The organism is Paenibacillus brasilensis, assembly GCF_009363115.1.
Taxonomy (GTDB): Bacteria; Bacillota; Bacilli; order Paenibacillales; family Paenibacillaceae; genus Paenibacillus; species Paenibacillus brasilensis.
Map to the genome: position 1 here is coordinate 4,410,022 of NZ_CP045298.1, position 15,870 is coordinate 4,425,891.

Here is a 15,870-nt window from a genome sequence, read left to right on the forward strand (position 1 = left end):
GATCGGAGGCCTAGAGACCCGTGAAAATAAAAGAAATAACTGTCCTTGCAGGCGTCATCGGCATCGTTCTTATGATGATTCTCCCGATCCCTTCATGGCTGCTCGATATTTTACTCGTCATCAATATATCAATTGCTTTGATGATTCTACTTGTTTCTATGAACACGAAGGAAGCTTTGCAATTCTCTATTTTTCCTTCATTGCTGCTTATCACCACGTTATTTCGTTTGGCGCTTAATATTTCCACGACCAAGCTCATTTTAGGTGAGGGACATGCAGGGGAGGTCGTGGCTACGTTCGGTAGCTGGATTGCAGGGGGACAAATTGCGGTCGGTTTTGTAGTCTTCCTGATTCTGGTGGTTGTGCAGTTTATCGTTATCACCAAGGGGTCTGAGCGGGTTGCTGAGGTAGGCGCACGGTTTACATTGGATGCGATGCCGGGTAAACAAATGAGTATTGATGCTGATCTGAATGCAGGTCTGATCAATGAGCAGCAAGCCCGTGAACGACGCAGTAAAATCGAACGTGAAGCGGATTTTTACGGAGCGATGGACGGTGCGAGTAAATTCGTTAAAGGTGACGCTATCGCCAGTATTATCATTTTGATCATTAACCTGGTCGGCGGCTTTATTATCGGTATGGCCGTTCAGGGAAAAGGATTTCAAGAGGCACTGTCGACTTATTCTGTTCTTACCATCGGTGACGGACTGGTTAGTCAGATTCCTGCACTCCTCATATCCACAGCGTCAGGCTTGATAGTTACGCGAGCTACGTCGGATGGAAACTTGGCAGAGGATTTAACCGGGCAGCTCTTTTCATATCCAAAGCTGATCTACATTGTAGCTGCTACGATTGCATTATTGGGCTTTTTCACGCCAATTCATATTATTACAACCCTCCCATTGGCCGTTCTGCTATTTTTCGCGGCCCGCAGGATGCAGGGCAATATGGAACGCAAGCAAATAGCGGATGAACAACTGGAAGAGGAGCAACAAATTGAAGAGGTACGTAGTCCGGAAAGTGTCATTAATTTGCTTCAAGTTGATCCGATTGAATTTGAGTTCGGGTACGGGCTGATTCCGCTGGCTGATACACAGCAGGGTGGGGATTTACTGGATCGGATTATCATGATCCGCCGTCAATGCGCCCTGGAGCTGGGTTTGGTTGTACCGGTCATTCGTATACGGGATAATATTCAGCTCAAGCCGAACGAATATGTAATTAAAATTAAAGGCAATACGGTAGGCGGCGGAGAACTGCTGCTGAATCATTATCTGGCTATGAGCCCGGGATATGACGACGATTCCATTACTGGTATTGAAACCACGGAGCCGGCCTTTGGATTGCCTGCGCTCTGGATTGATGAGAATACCAAGGATGTTGCGGAGCTATCAGGCTATACCGTTGTTGACCCACCTTCAGTCGTAGCTACTCATCTAACGGAAACGATCAAGAAACATGCTCATGAGTTGCTTGGCAGACAGGAAACACGGTCGTTGGTCGACAATCTCAAGGAAAATTATCCAGTGCTGGTGGACGACCTTATTCCTTCCGTGCTGGCAATTGGAGATGTACAAAAAGTATTGGCTAAGTTATTGAAGGAAAAAATCTCCATACGCGATATGGTGACTATTTTCGAAACGCTGGCTGATTACGGTACTTATACAAAGGATCCCGATGTGTTGACTGAATATGTACGTCAGGCGTTGTCTCGTCAGATTACACAGCAGTTTGCTCAGCAAGGTGAGACGCTGCGTGTCATTACCGTAGGACCGGGACTGGAGAAGAAAATTGCCGAAAGTGTGCAACAGTCTGAGCAAGGAAGCTATTTGGCCCTTGATCCGGTGTCCACGCAAAACGTGTACCAGAAGATGATGGAGCAAATCAATCGTCTCATTCAATCAGGACAGCAGCCGATCGTATTAACGTCACCAACAATCCGCATGTATTTGCGGCAAGTGATGGAACGGACAATGCAGGATGTCCCGGTGCTGTCGTATAGTGAGCTGGAACCGAACGTTGAAATTCAAAGTGTCGGGGTGGTGAACTTATGAGAGTGAAACGATATGTAGTGGATACCATGCCGGAAGCCATGCTGCAAATCAGAGGTGACTTAGGAACCGATGCCGTCATTTTAAGCACGAAGGAAGTCAAGGTCGGCGGCTTTATGGGGATGTTCAGCAAAAAGAAAATCGAAGTGGTCGCTGCGGTAGAGGAGAAGCAGTCTCAAAAGCCTCAGCGGATGGGAACACCACGACAACGGCCCCTTTCTATAATGAAGGAACCTGAGCAGCCGGAGGTGCCGTCCACGCCTGTGGTTCCCAGACAAACCGCTCCAGAAGCTTACCGACGGGTTACGCAGATGACGGCCAGTCCCAGAGAGGGAATGGGTGATTTAACAGCTGGTTCGGAGCAAACAGCATCAGACAAAGACCATTCATCAACCGTGTCTGATTATAATCAGGAAACAACTGCTCAGCTCCTTAAAAAGGAAGCCTCGCTTTCGAACATGGAAACGACCAGTGAGCTATTGAAGCAACCAATCGAAACAAGGCTTCCAGACAAGAACGGAGCAGCGGAAAATCAGGCTTTGCTCAATGAATTACGGGAAATGAAAGCTATGATGACTCGCTTTTCCCGCAACTCTTCGCTGGAAAGTACTTGGCCGGAGCCATTGCAAGAGATTTGTGAGCGATTGTTGGAACAGGAAGTGGAACGTGATCTGCTAGAGTATTGGGTCGAACGAGTATATGAGCGTCGTAGTGAGCACCCTTTTGCTCCGGAGTCTTTTGATTGGGAACAAGCCCTTCGTGAAGAAGTGACCGAATTTATTCAGACCAGACTGGACAAGGGCATCTCAAAAGATACCAAAATTGTGTATGTGGCGGGCCCTACGGGGGTGGGAAAAACAACGACCATTGCCAAGCTGGCGGCGGAGCAGTTGTTTAAGCATCATCGCAAGGTTGGATTTATTACCTCTGACACATATCGTATTTCAGCCGTCGAGCAACTGCGTACATATGCTACGATTTTGAATGTACCGCTTGAGGTTGTGCAATCTCCCGGGGATGTTCACAGAGCCATTCAGCGTCTGGAGCATTGTGACCTGATCCTTATGGATACTGCAGGACGAAACTATCGTAATGAATTGCTTGTTTCAGAACTGCAAAGTCTGCTTTCACCTATTAAGGAAAGTGAGACGTATCTGGTGCTCAGTCTGACGTCCAAAAGCAAGGACATGCTCAATATTACCAGTCATTTCAGTAAATTCGGTCTTGGTAAAGTAGTATTTACGAAGATGGATGAGACAGGTAGCTGTGGTGGAGTGTTTAATCTATTGCATCATTTTCCGATGCAACTGGCCTATATCACTAACGGTCAAAATGTTCCTGACGATCTTCTTCATCCAGATACAGAAATGGTGACAAGTATGCTGCTCGGAGCCAAAGCATCATCAGGAGATAACGGAGATTCTGTATGAGTGACCAAGCCCAATCACTTAGACAAATGGTTTCGGCCTTGGATAAATACCGATTGCCCCCACGTGATCGCCAAGCGAAAATTGTAACGGTTACCAGCGGTAAAGGCGGGGTAGGAAAATCCAATTTCACGCTCAACTTTGCTCTGGCTTTGCAATCCCTTGGTCGAAGAGTACTTGTATTTGACGCTGATATTGGTATGGCCAACATTGATGTGCTGATGGGGGCTAACTCACAATACAATCTTCTTCACCTGCTGAAACGTGAAAAATCAATTGATGAAATTATTCAAACGGGTGTAGGTGGTCTGCCTTATATTGCCGGAGGATCGGGCTTGAGCGAGCTGTTTTCGCTATCAGATGATGACCTGAATTATTTTGCCGATGAAGTGGAGAAAATGGCGGCAAATTTGGATTATATTTTGTTTGACACCGGTGCGGGTTTGTCCAAAGAAAACCTTAGATTTATCACTTCAGCTGACGAATGTATAGTTGTAACCACACCGGAATCGACCTCCTTAACAGATGCCTATGCGCTAATCAAAGTCGTGAGCGGGTTGCAAAGGGATACGGTATTCAAAATTATAGTCAATCGTGCCGATAACGATAATGAGGCCCGTCAAGTTGCCGATAAGATTGCACTTGTAGCGAGACGCTTTTTGAAGATCGACATCCCGTTGCTTGGACATATCAGTGATGATACTCATGTCATGCAGGCAGTCAAAAGGCAAGTCCCTTTTTGGGTTGCCTTTCCGGGATGTGCGGCTTCCAGGGATGTACTGAATCTGGCGCATCGTTTTGCAGCAATGCCGCAGGCTCCGCAATCTGGTACATTGAGCGGAATTAAAGGTTTTATGCAAAAATGGCTGCGACGTTCTGTCCATTGATTTTGATGAGAGGAAACAGAGGTGTTTAACATGTGTGCTTACCGGGTGCTGGTTGTAGATGATTCGGCCTTTATGCGCAAAATTATTTCAGATTTAATTGTAAGGGATGAGTCGTTCAACATCGTAGGTACAGCCGCCAACGGCAAAGAGGCTGTAGAGAAAGTAAAGGAGTTGCAGCCGGATCTGGTTACCCTGGATGTTGAAATGCCTGAAATGAATGGGCTTGAAGCGTTGCCGCTGATTATGGCTGCCCATCCGTTGCCTGTCATTATGCTGTCTGGTATTAATGAGCAAGGCATGAAGGAGACCATCATGGCTCTGGAGGCAGGAGCTTTCGATTTTATAAGAAAGCCATCCATATCTCATGCGCAAGACATTGGGCAGGTAAGCAAGGCGCTGCTAGAGCAGATGCATACGGCTATGCAAGCAGTACGCAGCCGTTTGGAGCGTGAGGAAGCGAATGGGCGCAAAGCTGCGTTGGAGCAAGTGGAAAAAACGCCACTGGAAAAACCTTTAGAAGGACAGGCTGTGACTGAGAAACAAGTGGAAAGTAAAGCGCCGGCTGACAAGGCATCTATAACTCCGCTTGCTTCTCCGCCTGCTCGATCAGTACAGCCTAAGCTAGATGCTGGCAAGCTTGTTCAGGCCAATCCCAAGCCGGAAACGCAACGGCAGCAGTCAGTGCCATCTATGGCGGTCGGTCGCAAAGACCCATCAGCGGTTCAGCCAAGCAAGCCAGTGAAAGCACCTGCTGTGCAGCCGAAGCGGGAACCATCCAAGGATACGGGACGAAAGCAAGGCCAACTGAATATTTCCGATACGGCTGCTGCCAAATCGCTGCAGAATACGGATAAGGCAGGGCTGGTTAAGCCGGAGCATCGGAAGACCGTAACTTCATCCACTCCTACGGCGACAACTCCTCCAGTAACGGCATCTGCAGCTCCATCTGCCCCCAAGGAGCCGTCTTTTAAAAAAGGTGTGCATACGTCCAACTTTCGCAAGCTGGTGGCGGTTGGATGCTCTACAGGCGGCCCGAGGGCGCTGAAGACGTTGCTGGAGCGCATTCCTGGGGATTTTCCCGCCCCTATCGTCATCGTTCAACATATGCCGCCAAACTTTACTCGCTCGCTGGCGCAACGTCTAAATACGTTGAGTCCTCTTCGAGTGGTGGAGGCAGAGCAGGGAATGACGCTTGAGACCGGTACCGCCTATATCGCTCCAGGAGGTTATCAGTTAAGAATTGTGTCAGGAGCGGGCGGTAAATACACCGTATCACTGAAGATGGAAGAAGCTCGTAATGGCCACCGTCCGTCTGTAGATACGATGTTCGAATCTTTGCTCTCGTTAACCTCGCTGGAACGGCATCTAGTGTTGTTAACCGGTATGGGAAGCGACGGAGCCAAAATGATGAAAAAGCTGTATGATGCAGGGGTGCAGTCCACATTTGCTGAAAATGAGGAAACTTGTGTAGTGTATGGAATGCCCCGCTCAGCGGTGGAGTTAAAATGTGTGCGTCACCTTCTGCCTATGCAGGAGATCGCCCCCAAGCTTGTACAAGTTGTGAAATAATCGGAGTGTAACTCATGGAGGAGGTGTCTCACAATGGACATGAACCAATATTTAAACATGTTTATTGATGAGTCGAATGATCATCTGCAATCTCTTAACGAAAATATGCTTCAACTGGAAAGCAACCCTACAGATCTAGGCATCGTTCAGGTGATTTTCCGTTCTGCCCATACCCTCAAAGGAATGGCTGCTACGATGGGGTTTGAAGATCTGGCATCGCTCACTCACCAAATGGAAAACGTTCTTGATCTGGTACGTAACAACAAGCTGGCGATGCATGAATATATATTCGATACCTTATTCAAAGGATTGGATGCTCTGGAGTCCATGGTGCAGAACATTACAGAGGGCGGTGACGGAAAAGCGGATGTTTCCTTCATTGTAGCTTCACTGCAATCCATTGTGAGTGGTGATTTCCAAAAGTCCGGTACGGGCGCTGCTTCTGAGGCTTCTCCATCTACAAAAGTGGACAGTAGCGAAAGTGCTGGGCTTGTTCTGGATCAATTTCAGTATTCTGTACTGGAGCAATCTATTTCCGAGGGACATCGCGTTCACTATATACAGGTGACAATCAGCTCAGAGAGCCAGTTGAAGGCGGCACGCGCTTTTATGGTATTCAACACGCTGGAAAACTCCGGTGAAATCGTGAAAGCTTATCCGTCCGTTCAGGATATTGAGCAGGAGAAATTTGAACAAAGCTTCTCGTTATATTACATAACGCAGAAAGAAGTCGGGGAGCTTGAAAAGGAAATTGCAGGTATTTCCGAAATCGACACTGTCTCCGTAGTTCAGCTGGATCAGGAATCTCTTAAACAAATGAGCGAAGTTACTGCCGGACTGGCAGAGGCTGCTGCGGTGCAGGAGGCTGTTGCCGTACAACAACCCGCTCCATCCCAGCCGCAGTCTCCAACTGCGGCCTCTGTCGCTAAGCCAGCCGCGGGTAAAGCACCAGCTGCCAAGGCTCCTGCTACACATAACCGTACCATTCGTGTAGATATTGAACGTCTGGACGTACTGATGAATTTATTCAGCGAGCTGCTCATTGACCGAGTGCGGTTGGAGCAGTTGGCGAGTGAGGCCTCCAATCCGGCACTGACAGAAACGGTAGAACACATGAGCCGTGTGAGCAGTGATTTGCAAAACGTCGTGCTTAAATTACGGATGGTCCCGGTGGATACGGTTTTCAATCGTTTTCCGCGAATGGTGCGCGATCTGGCCAAATCACTGGATAAAAAACTGGATCTGATTATTACTGGTGCAGAGACTGAAATGGACCGCACCGTTATCGACGAAATTGGCGATCCCCTGGTGCATTTGCTCCGTAACTCCGTGGATCATGGAATTGAGTCGGTAGCAGATCGTATTGCCGCTGGCAAGCCAGAGACAGGAACGGTGCAATTGCGTGCCTTCCATAGCGGGAACAACGTATTTATCGAGATTGAAGATGACGGGAATGGCATTAATCGCGATAAGGTACTGAAAAGTGCTATTTCCAAAGGAATTTTGACAGAAGAACAGGCAGCCGTCATGACCGATGAAGAAGCCTATCAGGTGCTGTTTGCTCCAGGCTTCAGTACAGCGGCGGTGATTTCAGACGTATCAGGGCGCGGTGTTGGTCTGGATGTTGTAAAATCCAAAATCACCGCTTTGGGTGGCAATGTTACCGTTCACTCTACCCTGGGCAAAGGCACCAATTTCTCTGTACAATTGCCACTGACCCTGTCCATTATTGCAGCAATGATGATACAGATCGGCTCTGAAAAATATGCAATTCCTTTGTCCTCCATTGTGGAGACCGCCATCGTCAAACGAACACAAATTCGTTCGGTACATGGCAATAAAATGATCGCTTTCCGTGAATCCCATATCCCGCTAATCTCCTTGAGTCAGCTGTTTGAGGTACCCGACTTCAATGAAGATGAAGAAGAAGAGACTGAGGTCGTGGTCATCCGCAAGGGAGACCGTCTGGCAGCACTTTCCGTGCAGGACTTTTTGGGACAAAGTGAAATTGTCCTTAAAAATTTGGGCAAGTACCTTCCAAACATTCAAGGAATTTCAGGTGCCACGATTCTGGGTGACGGTCAGGTTGCTTTGATCATTGACCCGAATGTCTTCATTAAATAATGTCTTCATTAAAAATGAAAGAAATGTGAGATTGCTGACATCAATAAGGAGGGTTTTTAGACATGGGAGAAGAAATTAAAGTTATCGTATTTAAGCTTGGTGAAGAGGAATACGGTGTTGAAGTAGAAAAAGTCCAATCTATTGAACGCATGGTGCCAATTACCCGGGTTCCGAGAACATACGATTTTGTTAAAGGCGTATTCAATATGAGAGGTGTAGTTATCCCGGTCATTGATCTTCGCGGCCGTTTTGGATTGCCTGAAGCTGAATATACGGATCAAACCCGAATCATTATCGTTGCGGTAGGTGAGATGCAAGTCGGCTTTATCGTAGATTCGGCGAATGACGTTATTGACCTGAACACCGATAACATTGAGACACCACCGGAAGTGGTCGGGGGAGTCAAAGCTAAGTACCTTCGCGGAGTTGCTAAAATCGGTGAAGAGCGCCTGTTGATCATGCTGAACTTGTCCGAAGTCCTGAATCGGAGTGAAATGAACCAACTGGAAGGCTTAGAGGATTAATCTATGGAGAATCTTGGTAACCTTGAAGAGTTTAAGTTGGATGTTCTGAAAGAAGTTGGCAATATTGGTTCGGGGAACGCTGCTACAGCGCTCTCCCGGCTTCTCAATAAACCGATAGATATGGGTGTGCCCAAGGTACAAATGCTGCCCTTTGAGGAAATTGCTGAAAAAGTCGGTGGAGATGAGCAGCTTGTTGTTGCCGTGTTTTTTAGGGTCGAAGGGGAAGCCCCTGGCAATCTATTTTTTATATTGCAGCCTCAGGCGGCCAAAAGTCTGCTTTCCCGTTTGGCGAATATTCCCTCAGATGATGAGGACAGCTTTAACGAAATGGAGCATTCAGCCCTGTCCGAAATCGGAAATATTTTAGCAGGTTCATACCTGTCCTCGCTGGCGGATTTCACACGCTTGTCTATGTATCCGACAGTCCCTGCGCTGGCTTTGGATATGGCCGGAGCCATTCTTAGCTACGGACTGCTCCAATTTGGGCAAATGGGGGATGCGGCTTTATTGATTGACACATCGTTTCTGGAAGGTCAGAATCAGATTGAGGGTCAATTTTTCCTGATTCCTGATCCAGAATCGTTCGGGAAAATTTTTAGGTCGTTAGGAGTCCCGATGAACGATGATTGAGGATAAAAGCGTCATTAAGGTCGGTATGGCAGACTTAAATGTAACCAGCAACCCGAATTCGATTCGTACGACAGGACTTGGCTCCTGCGTCGGATTGACCCTCTACGATCCTCATTTGAAACTAGCAGGCATGGCCCACGTGATGTTACCGTCCTCGGATATTGCACGTGAAGGGCAATTAAACATTGCTAAATATGCGGATACAGCACTGCCAGAGCTATTTGAGCGAATGCTGAAATTGGGAGCCGAACGGCGCAGGTTGATTGCCAAAATGGCAGGGGGAGCCCAGATGTTTGCCTTCGCCGGTAGTGGAGATACCATGCGGATTGGTCCGCGCAATGTAGAATCATGTAAGGAAATGCTCGTAGATCTTGGTATCCCTTTGATTGCCGAGGATACCGGTGGTAATTATGGACGAACGATTGAGTTGGACTGTGAAACCGGCGTTTTGAATATTCGAAGCGTACAAAAAGGTGTAAAGGAATTATAATCATGTTATTTGGCAGCTTACGCATTAATCTTTGGTCTGGAGTAGTCGGATTTGTTCTGACTTTTGTGTTGTCCGTTGGCAGCAATCTGCTGACCACGAGCTTAATTCGTGGCTTGATCGCCTTCGTTTTTTGGTTCCTGCTTGCATTTGTGCTGCGCTGGACGCTTGGTGTTGTAGCGCGGCCAGATCTGGGGAATGCCCAAAACCGGGCAAGCTCTCAGGTAGATGGCGTAGGTGAGAATCTGGACCTGACGACACCAGACGAAAATGAAAATCTGAATGAATTGCTGAAACCAAAACCAGAGCAGACGGACGGGGAAGAAAATGGTTTCGCACCTTTAAACCCGCCTAAGCTGGTTTCCAACAAGAACCCTGAAGAATTGGCCAAGGCCGTTCGTCACCTGACAGACAAATAAGGAGGGTGAAGCCGATGAACGAGCGAAAAGCCGCTCATTTAAACCATTCCGAGCTGTGGGAGCAATGGAAAGAACACGGTGACAAGGAAGCAAAAAAGCAGTTAATTGAAAAGTATCTTCATATCGTAGAATATGTGTCAGGTCGGCTTGCAGTAGGCTTACCAAAAAATGTATCCAAAGACGACTTGGCGAGTAACGGTGTCATGGGTTTGATTGATGCTTTGGAGAAATTCGATTATGGACGTGGTTTACAGTTTGAGACTTATGCTTCTTGGCGTGTTCGGGGAGCGATTTTGGATGGTCTTCGTCAAGGGGATTGGGTCCCACGTTCAGTTAGGGAAAAAGCGAAGAAAATTGAAGATGCCTATCAGCATTTGGAACAGAGATATTTGCGCACGGTAAGCGATGAAGAGATGAGCCATTATTTGGATGTTTCCGAAAAAGAGTTTCAAAATATGATTCAGGAAGTCGCCGTTATGTCGATCGTTTCACTGGAGGACCCAATCCGCGAGGAAGAGTCGGAAACACGGCTTTCTCTTTTGGTGGACGAAAAGGCGAAAAATCCGGATCATAAAGTCAATGAATTTACACTTCGTGATGCTCTTGCACAAGGCATTGACAAATTGACTGAAAAAGAGCGTATCGTTGTTTCTTTATTGTATTACGAGGATTTGTCACTCAGTGAAATTGCTGAGGTCATGTCGCTCTCTCCATCGAGAATTTCACAGTTGCATTCCAAGGCAATATTACGCCTGAGAGCGACATTGGACAAACAACGGGATTTGCTAATGCGTAAAGATTAACGTACGGGAGGTTACAGTAACAGTTAGACGGAAGGAGCACCCCTGTGGAGAAGCAATATGCTTTGGACCAGTTTTTAAAAGTGGTTGTCTCACCTGACAAACAAACCGCCTATTTGGAGTTTGCCAAACGTGAAGAAGGCTTTAACTGCACTGTGGAAGAACTAGAGCGTTTTCTGAGCAGCCAAAAAATATCCTATGGTTTAATTACTGATGCGATTCATGCATTTGTGGCACGGCCGGAAGATCATTTCTTCACCAAATTGTTAATCGCTCAGGGAAAGCAGCCGATCCATGGCAAAGACGGAAAAATTAATCTGGCCGAGATCGTGACTGGAGAATATGCACATAAGCCGCTCGAAACCATTGATGGACGGGTGGACTATAAAGAATTAACTCGTTTGAGAAATGTAAAGCGTGGACAACTGATCGCCGAACGGGTTGATCCTCTGCCGGGTGTACCGGGTATTGCTGTAACTGGAGAGGAAATTCCTTTTCTTCCGGGTAGAGAGGCTCGCTTTAAAATTGGAAAAAATGTAGTGATTCATCCAGAAGGCGTTGCGATGTATGCGGCCATTGATGGATTGGTAACTACAACTGAAAAGGGCAAACTTAATGTCTTCCCTGTATATGAAGTGAATGGGGATGTAGATTATAGTGTAGGTAACATTGATTTTGTTGGAACCGTCGTCATTCGTGGGAATGTTTTGACAGGTTTTCGTGTTCGGGCTGCTGGCGATATCCGTGTCATCGGTGGTGTGGAAGGTGCTGAATTGGAAGCGGAAGGTTCAGTGGAAATCAGTGGCGGCATTATTGGATACCACAAGGGTTTTGTCAAAGCAGCACAAAATGTAAAATGCTCCTTTATACAAGATGGTAATGTCATTGCGGGAGGCGATATTCTCGTATCCCAGAGCATTATGCATTCCCAGATTAAAGCGAGTAAAAATGTAATCTGTGAGGGGACAAAAGGACTCATCGTGGGTGGCAATGTACAAGCAGGTGAAAAGGTAGTGGCGCGTACCATCGGTAATACGATGTCCACAGCTACCATTGTCGAAGTGGGGGTGCTTCCAGAACTGCGTGATGAGCTGACAGAGCTGCGTGCACGTTTGAAGCAACAGACAGACAGCCAGGATAAAACCAATAAGGCCCTCACCATATTGGATCAGCTGGCTGCCAATGGACAGCTTGCACCTGACAGAATGGCCATGCGAATTAAGCTGACATCTACTAAAAAATCTAATGAACATGAGCTTTTGGAAACCAAGTCCAGGATGCTGGAAATTGAACGAACATTGGAAGATACGAGCCGTGCACGGGTAGAAGTAAAAAATGTAATTTACGGCGGCTCTAAAATAGTTATCGGCAGATATACGAAATTTATTAAAGATTCAGTGGAAAGAATGGCGTTTTATTATCATGAGGGAGACATCAGCATGTCCTCTTATGTATAATTTGGTATACAGATTCTAACTCAACATTGTATTCCTCGGAAAACATACACGGATGCTCAATCGGAAAGGGTGTGGTCCAATGAGCTTGAAAGCTGTTGAATTGCAAATTGCTGTGCCTCGTACCAGTGAAGCAGGTAGATACCAAAGTGAGTCCCAGCAGCGGCCGATGAATGACCAGGCACTGCTAGGACAAAAGACCGCGCTGGAGACGGAGAACATGCGTCAGCGAAGCAGTGCGGTAGATGAGTCTGCGGAAACATTTGTTGATGAACGGCAAACAGGAGCCCAGAGCAGGGAATCTTCACAGCAGAACCGTTCACGAACTGCTGAGAACGAGCTGCCAAAAGAGCATCCGGCAGAGCATCCGGCAGAGCATCCGTACAAGGGACACCACATTGATTTTTCGCTCTGATGACAACAGGGGAGAAGCATAATTAAAGGAGACGATGGGCAGTGGACCAACCATGGATTTATATTGTTCTGCTGGGCGTTGCAGCTGTTGTCTACGCCTGGCTGCTGCCTAAGCGTCAGCCGGATCGGGGAACAGAAGAGGTCGTCGTCCAAAAGGTCGAGGCTACACTGGAGCAATACATGGCCGATATTGAAAGCGATAATGACGAGCTGATTGAACTCGTATCTGGTATGAAGCAGGAACACGCAGCTAAGCAGGCTGCATTACAGGAGCAGGTGGCTGAGCTGCGGAACCGAATCGTCGAGCTCGAGCGACAGACTGCGATTGCTGCGGCCTCTGCTCAAATGGAGCCTGTGTCTGAGGAAATACGCTATACAGGTATTTCTCAACAGGCAGCGGCTGCCTATGGCCAGTTCCACAGACCGAAGTCTTCTATGTCCATACAAGAAGAGCATTCTGTTTCAAACGCTCCTCTTATAGCTGGTCATGACCAGACGGCGTTGCAAGAGCCTGAAACTGAACAGGAGCCAGAATCAATCCGTGATCGTTATCAAGAGCTGTTTGCGCTCTATGAGCAGGGGAAATCGGTGGATTACATAGCTAAGCAATCAGGTATCCAGCGGGGTGAGGTACAGCTCATATTGCAACTGGCAGAACGGGAGGATCTGAAGTGATCAAAAATCGTTCATTTATGCTGGGCATGGGTACCGGACTTGTAACAGGCGCACTGCTGCTGCAACTGGCGATGATCGGTCAGGGACAATCACAGCCATCCTCAATGGATCCGAAAAACATGACCCGTGAGCAATTGGAGAAGGCGGCAGCCGGATTAAATCTTCAGATCAGTGACAGTTCTGATCCGAAGATGACGGAAGAGGAATGGCGAAATAAGGTGATCAAGGAAGGCAGCAAAACACCGAATACACCCCAAAAGGCAAAACCAGCCCAAACGCCATCAACACCAAAAGCACCTGTGAACAGCACGCCTTCGACTGCTTCCAAGCCTGCGGCCAGTACGACTATAATGAAAAATCCGGAACAGCCGCAAACGAAAGGATCTGGTGCTGCAACTACTCCAGATACTCCTAAGCAGCCTGCTACTCCGCAAGTGCGATATAGCATTGCATCGGGAAGTAATTTGAGAAGTGTGGCATCTGGATTGGAAAAGGCGGGCGTTGTGTCAGATGCCAGTGCATTTGAGGCTGCGGCTAAGGCTCAAAAAATCAATACCAAAATTCGTACCGGTACCTACCAGTTTGCCAAAGGTGAGGATTTCGGTTCTATTATTACTAAAATTACGAAGAAGTCGTCCAACTGACCAGTACGGGAAGTGGACGGCTTTATTTTTTTACTAAAAAGCTCGACAGATTGAAGTAAACGGGTCGCTTTTGCGTGGGTTCAATTATTGTCGAAAAGTTAGTTGCAACGATGCAAGTGTTATGGTATATTAATTGACGGTGTTAAAAACGCACGTCGGTTAATTTCGTAAAGGGTGCTTTCAATAGAAAGTCTTTATGAAAGATGATGTCGGCGGAGGACACACAAAAAACCAAACTTAGGAGGTGTGTGAAGATGGCAGTAATCTCCATGAAACAGCTTTTGGAAGCTGGGGTTCACTTTGGTCACCAAACACGTCGCTGGAACCCGAAAATGGATCGTTATATCTTCACTGAAAGAAACGGTATTTACATCATTGACTTGCAAAAGACAGTGAAAAAGGTTGAGGAAGCTTACAACTTTGTAAAAAGCATTGCAGCTGAGAATGGTACAATCCTGTTCGTCGGCACAAAGAAACAAGCGCAAGATTCTGTTAAAGAAGAAGCAGAACGCGCTGGTCAATTCTACATTAACCAACGTTGGTTGGGTGGAACTTTGACTAACTTCCAAACCATTCAAAAACGTATTGATCGTTTGAAACAGCTTGAATCTTGGGAAGAGGATGGTACATTCGCAGTTCTTCCTAAAAAAGAAGTTATCATTCTTCGCAAAGAAAAAGATCGTCTTGAAAAATTCCTGGGCGGTATCAAGAACATGAAGGGTCTTCCAAGCGCCCTGTTCATCATTGATCCACGCAAAGAACGTATCGCGGTTGCTGAAGCCCGTAAATTGGGTATCCCAATCGTTGGTATCGTTGATACTAACTGCGATCCGGATGAAATCGACTATGTTATCCCAGGTAACGATGACGCGATTCGTGCTGTTAAATTGCTGACTGGTAAAATGGCTGATGCAGTTATGGAAGCAAACCAAGGCGAAGAAACTACAGCATAATATTTCCTTTAGGAAATACCTATATGAATTAAATGAAAAGGGTGGTTGGCAGGTGTATAACCTCTCACTACCCTTTTTTTAAGGGATAAAACTTGTGTATACCACGGAAAACCAAATTTGGAGGGAAATAATATGGCAGTTAATGCTAGCGCAGTAAAAGAGCTTCGTGAAAAAACAGGCGCAGGAATGCTGGATTGCAAAAAAGCGCTTGAAGAAGCAAATGGTGATTTGACAAAAGCGGTTGAAGTTCTGCGCGAAAAAGGACTTGCAGCTGCAGCCAACAAAGCAGGTCGTATTGCTACTGAAGGCGTTGTCGAGTCCTACATCCATGCAGGCGGTCGTATCGGCGTACTGGTAGAAGTAAACTGCGAAACAGACTTCGTGGCTAAAACTGACCAGTTCAAAGATTTTGTACGCGACATCGCAATGCACATCGCTGCATCGAACCCTCGTTATGTTCGTCGTGAAGAAGTGCCACAGGAAGAGATTGAAAAAGAAAAAGAAATCCTGAAAGCACAAGCTTTGAACGAAGGTAAACCAGAAAAAATCGTTGAAAAAATGGTTGAAGGCCGCATCGGTAAATTCTACGAAGAATTCTGCTTGCTGGAGCAATCTTTCATCAAAGATCCAGACAAAACAATCTCCACACTTATCAACGAAAAAATCAGTACGATTGGCGAAAACATTTCCTTGCGTCGCTTTGTTCGTTTTGAGCTGGGTGAAGGTCTGGAGAAAAAAGAAGACAACTTCTACGATGAAGTTATGTCTCAAGTAAAACAATAATTACCAATGAACGGTAATTGAATATGAAA

The 15,870-nt window shown here is 46.7% G+C and carries 16 protein-coding genes; all 16 read left to right on the forward strand.

The features are described from left to right. The first annotated feature begins 20 nt into the window (after nucleotides 1–20). The 16 genes from flhA to tsf all read left to right on the forward strand — a co-directional run bounded on the left by flhA (nucleotide 21) and on the right by tsf (nucleotide 15,841). Nucleotides 21–2,054, forward strand: coding sequence for a flagellar biosynthesis protein FlhA (gene flhA, locus GCU48_RS21050; RefSeq protein ID WP_152381344.1), 2,034 nt, complete (start codon nucleotides 21–23; stop codon nucleotides 2,052–2,054). Beyond that, a complete protein-coding gene (gene flhF, locus GCU48_RS21055; protein ID WP_152381345.1) occupies nucleotides 2,051–3,481 on the forward strand; it encodes a flagellar biosynthesis GTPase FlhF in 1,431 nt (476 codons plus the stop codon). The genes flhA and flhF overlap by 4 nt, the downstream gene beginning before the upstream one ends. Continuing rightward, nucleotides 3,478–4,365 (forward strand): MinD/ParA family protein, encoded by an 888-nt coding sequence (locus GCU48_RS21060; RefSeq protein ID WP_152381346.1) that lies wholly within the window; start codon nucleotides 3,478–3,480, stop codon nucleotides 4,363–4,365. Before flhF ends, GCU48_RS21060 begins: the two co-directional genes overlap by 4 nt. A 30-nt stretch (nucleotides 4,366–4,395) precedes the next feature. Continuing rightward, entirely contained in the window at nucleotides 4,396–5,934 is a 1,539-nt protein-coding gene (locus GCU48_RS21065; protein ID WP_152382219.1) for a chemotaxis protein CheB, read from the forward strand. A 33-nt stretch (nucleotides 5,935–5,967) separates the two neighbouring features. Continuing rightward, nucleotides 5,968–8,058, forward strand: a complete 2,091-nt coding sequence (locus tag GCU48_RS21070) for a chemotaxis protein CheA (RefSeq protein ID WP_152381347.1) — start codon at nucleotides 5,968–5,970, stop codon at nucleotides 8,056–8,058. Between the two features lie 62 nt (nucleotides 8,059–8,120). Continuing rightward, nucleotides 8,121–8,582, forward strand: coding sequence for a chemotaxis protein CheW (locus GCU48_RS21075; protein WP_013370696.1), 462 nt, complete (start codon nucleotides 8,121–8,123; stop codon nucleotides 8,580–8,582). A 3-nt stretch (nucleotides 8,583–8,585) separates the two neighbouring features. Next, entirely contained in the window at nucleotides 8,586–9,212 is a 627-nt protein-coding gene (locus GCU48_RS21080; RefSeq protein ID WP_025719827.1) for a chemotaxis protein CheC, read from the forward strand. Continuing rightward, nucleotides 9,205–9,702 carry a chemotaxis protein CheD gene (locus GCU48_RS21085; RefSeq protein ID WP_025719828.1) on the forward strand — a complete coding sequence of 166 codons (498 nt, stop codon included), beginning with the start codon at nucleotides 9,205–9,207 and terminating at the stop codon, nucleotides 9,700–9,702. The genes GCU48_RS21080 and GCU48_RS21085 overlap by 8 nt, the downstream gene beginning before the upstream one ends. A gap of 2 nt (nucleotides 9,703–9,704) precedes the next feature. Further along, the gene (locus GCU48_RS21090; protein ID WP_025719830.1) at nucleotides 9,705–10,118 is read left to right on the forward strand and encodes a hypothetical protein; all 414 of its coding nucleotides are present in this window, start codon (nucleotides 9,705–9,707) and stop codon (nucleotides 10,116–10,118) included. Nucleotides 10,119–10,132: 14 nt separating this feature from the next. Next, entirely contained in the window at nucleotides 10,133–10,921 is a 789-nt protein-coding gene (locus GCU48_RS21095; RefSeq protein WP_007430050.1) for a FliA/WhiG family RNA polymerase sigma factor, read from the forward strand. 44 nt (nucleotides 10,922–10,965) lie between these two features. Then, nucleotides 10,966–12,375, forward strand: coding sequence for a flagellar assembly protein A (locus GCU48_RS21100; protein ID WP_152381348.1), 1,410 nt, complete (start codon nucleotides 10,966–10,968; stop codon nucleotides 12,373–12,375). A gap of 79 nt (nucleotides 12,376–12,454) precedes the next feature. Continuing rightward, nucleotides 12,455–12,787, forward strand: a complete 333-nt coding sequence (locus GCU48_RS21105; protein WP_152381349.1) for a hypothetical protein — start codon at nucleotides 12,455–12,457, stop codon at nucleotides 12,785–12,787. 41 nt (nucleotides 12,788–12,828) lie between these two features. After that, complete coding sequence (locus tag GCU48_RS21110; RefSeq protein ID WP_152381350.1) at nucleotides 12,829–13,461, forward strand: hypothetical protein; 633 nt, start codon at nucleotides 12,829–12,831, stop codon at nucleotides 13,459–13,461. Continuing rightward, nucleotides 13,458–14,105, forward strand: coding sequence for an endolytic transglycosylase MltG (locus tag GCU48_RS21115; protein WP_152381351.1), 648 nt, complete (start codon nucleotides 13,458–13,460; stop codon nucleotides 14,103–14,105). Before GCU48_RS21110 ends, GCU48_RS21115 begins: the two co-directional genes overlap by 4 nt. Before the next feature lie 254 nt (nucleotides 14,106–14,359). Further along, nucleotides 14,360–15,058 (forward strand): 30S ribosomal protein S2, encoded by a 699-nt coding sequence (gene rpsB / locus GCU48_RS21120; protein WP_007430055.1) that lies wholly within the window; start codon nucleotides 14,360–14,362, stop codon nucleotides 15,056–15,058. Between the two features lie 132 nt (nucleotides 15,059–15,190). Beyond that, complete coding sequence (tsf, locus tag GCU48_RS21125; RefSeq protein ID WP_025719842.1) at nucleotides 15,191–15,841, forward strand: translation elongation factor Ts; 651 nt, start codon at nucleotides 15,191–15,193, stop codon at nucleotides 15,839–15,841. The last annotated feature ends 29 nt before the right edge of the window (nucleotides 15,842–15,870 follow it).

Coding starts and splice junctions, on each gene's coding strand:
- flhF (WP_152381345.1), top strand. CDS start 2,051: ATGAGAGTGAAACGATATGTAGTGGATACCATGCCGGAAGCCATGCTG.
- GCU48_RS21060 (WP_152381346.1), top strand. CDS start 3,478: ATGAGTGACCAAGCCCAATCACTTAGACAAATGGTTTCGGCCTTGGAT.
- GCU48_RS21065 (WP_152382219.1), top strand. CDS start 4,396: ATGTGTGCTTACCGGGTGCTGGTTGTAGATGATTCGGCCTTTATGCGC.
- GCU48_RS21070 (WP_152381347.1), top strand. CDS start 5,968: ATGGACATGAACCAATATTTAAACATGTTTATTGATGAGTCGAATGAT.
- GCU48_RS21075 (WP_013370696.1), top strand. CDS start 8,121: ATGGGAGAAGAAATTAAAGTTATCGTATTTAAGCTTGGTGAAGAGGAA.
- GCU48_RS21080 (WP_025719827.1), top strand. CDS start 8,586: ATGGAGAATCTTGGTAACCTTGAAGAGTTTAAGTTGGATGTTCTGAAA.
- GCU48_RS21085 (WP_025719828.1), top strand. CDS start 9,205: ATGATTGAGGATAAAAGCGTCATTAAGGTCGGTATGGCAGACTTAAAT.
- GCU48_RS21090 (WP_025719830.1), top strand. CDS start 9,705: ATGTTATTTGGCAGCTTACGCATTAATCTTTGGTCTGGAGTAGTCGGA.
- GCU48_RS21095 (WP_007430050.1), top strand. CDS start 10,133: ATGAACGAGCGAAAAGCCGCTCATTTAAACCATTCCGAGCTGTGGGAG.
- GCU48_RS21105 (WP_152381349.1), top strand. CDS start 12,455: ATGAGCTTGAAAGCTGTTGAATTGCAAATTGCTGTGCCTCGTACCAGT.
- rpsB (WP_007430055.1), top strand. CDS start 14,360: ATGGCAGTAATCTCCATGAAACAGCTTTTGGAAGCTGGGGTTCACTTT.
- tsf (WP_025719842.1), top strand. CDS start 15,191: ATGGCAGTTAATGCTAGCGCAGTAAAAGAGCTTCGTGAAAAAACAGGC.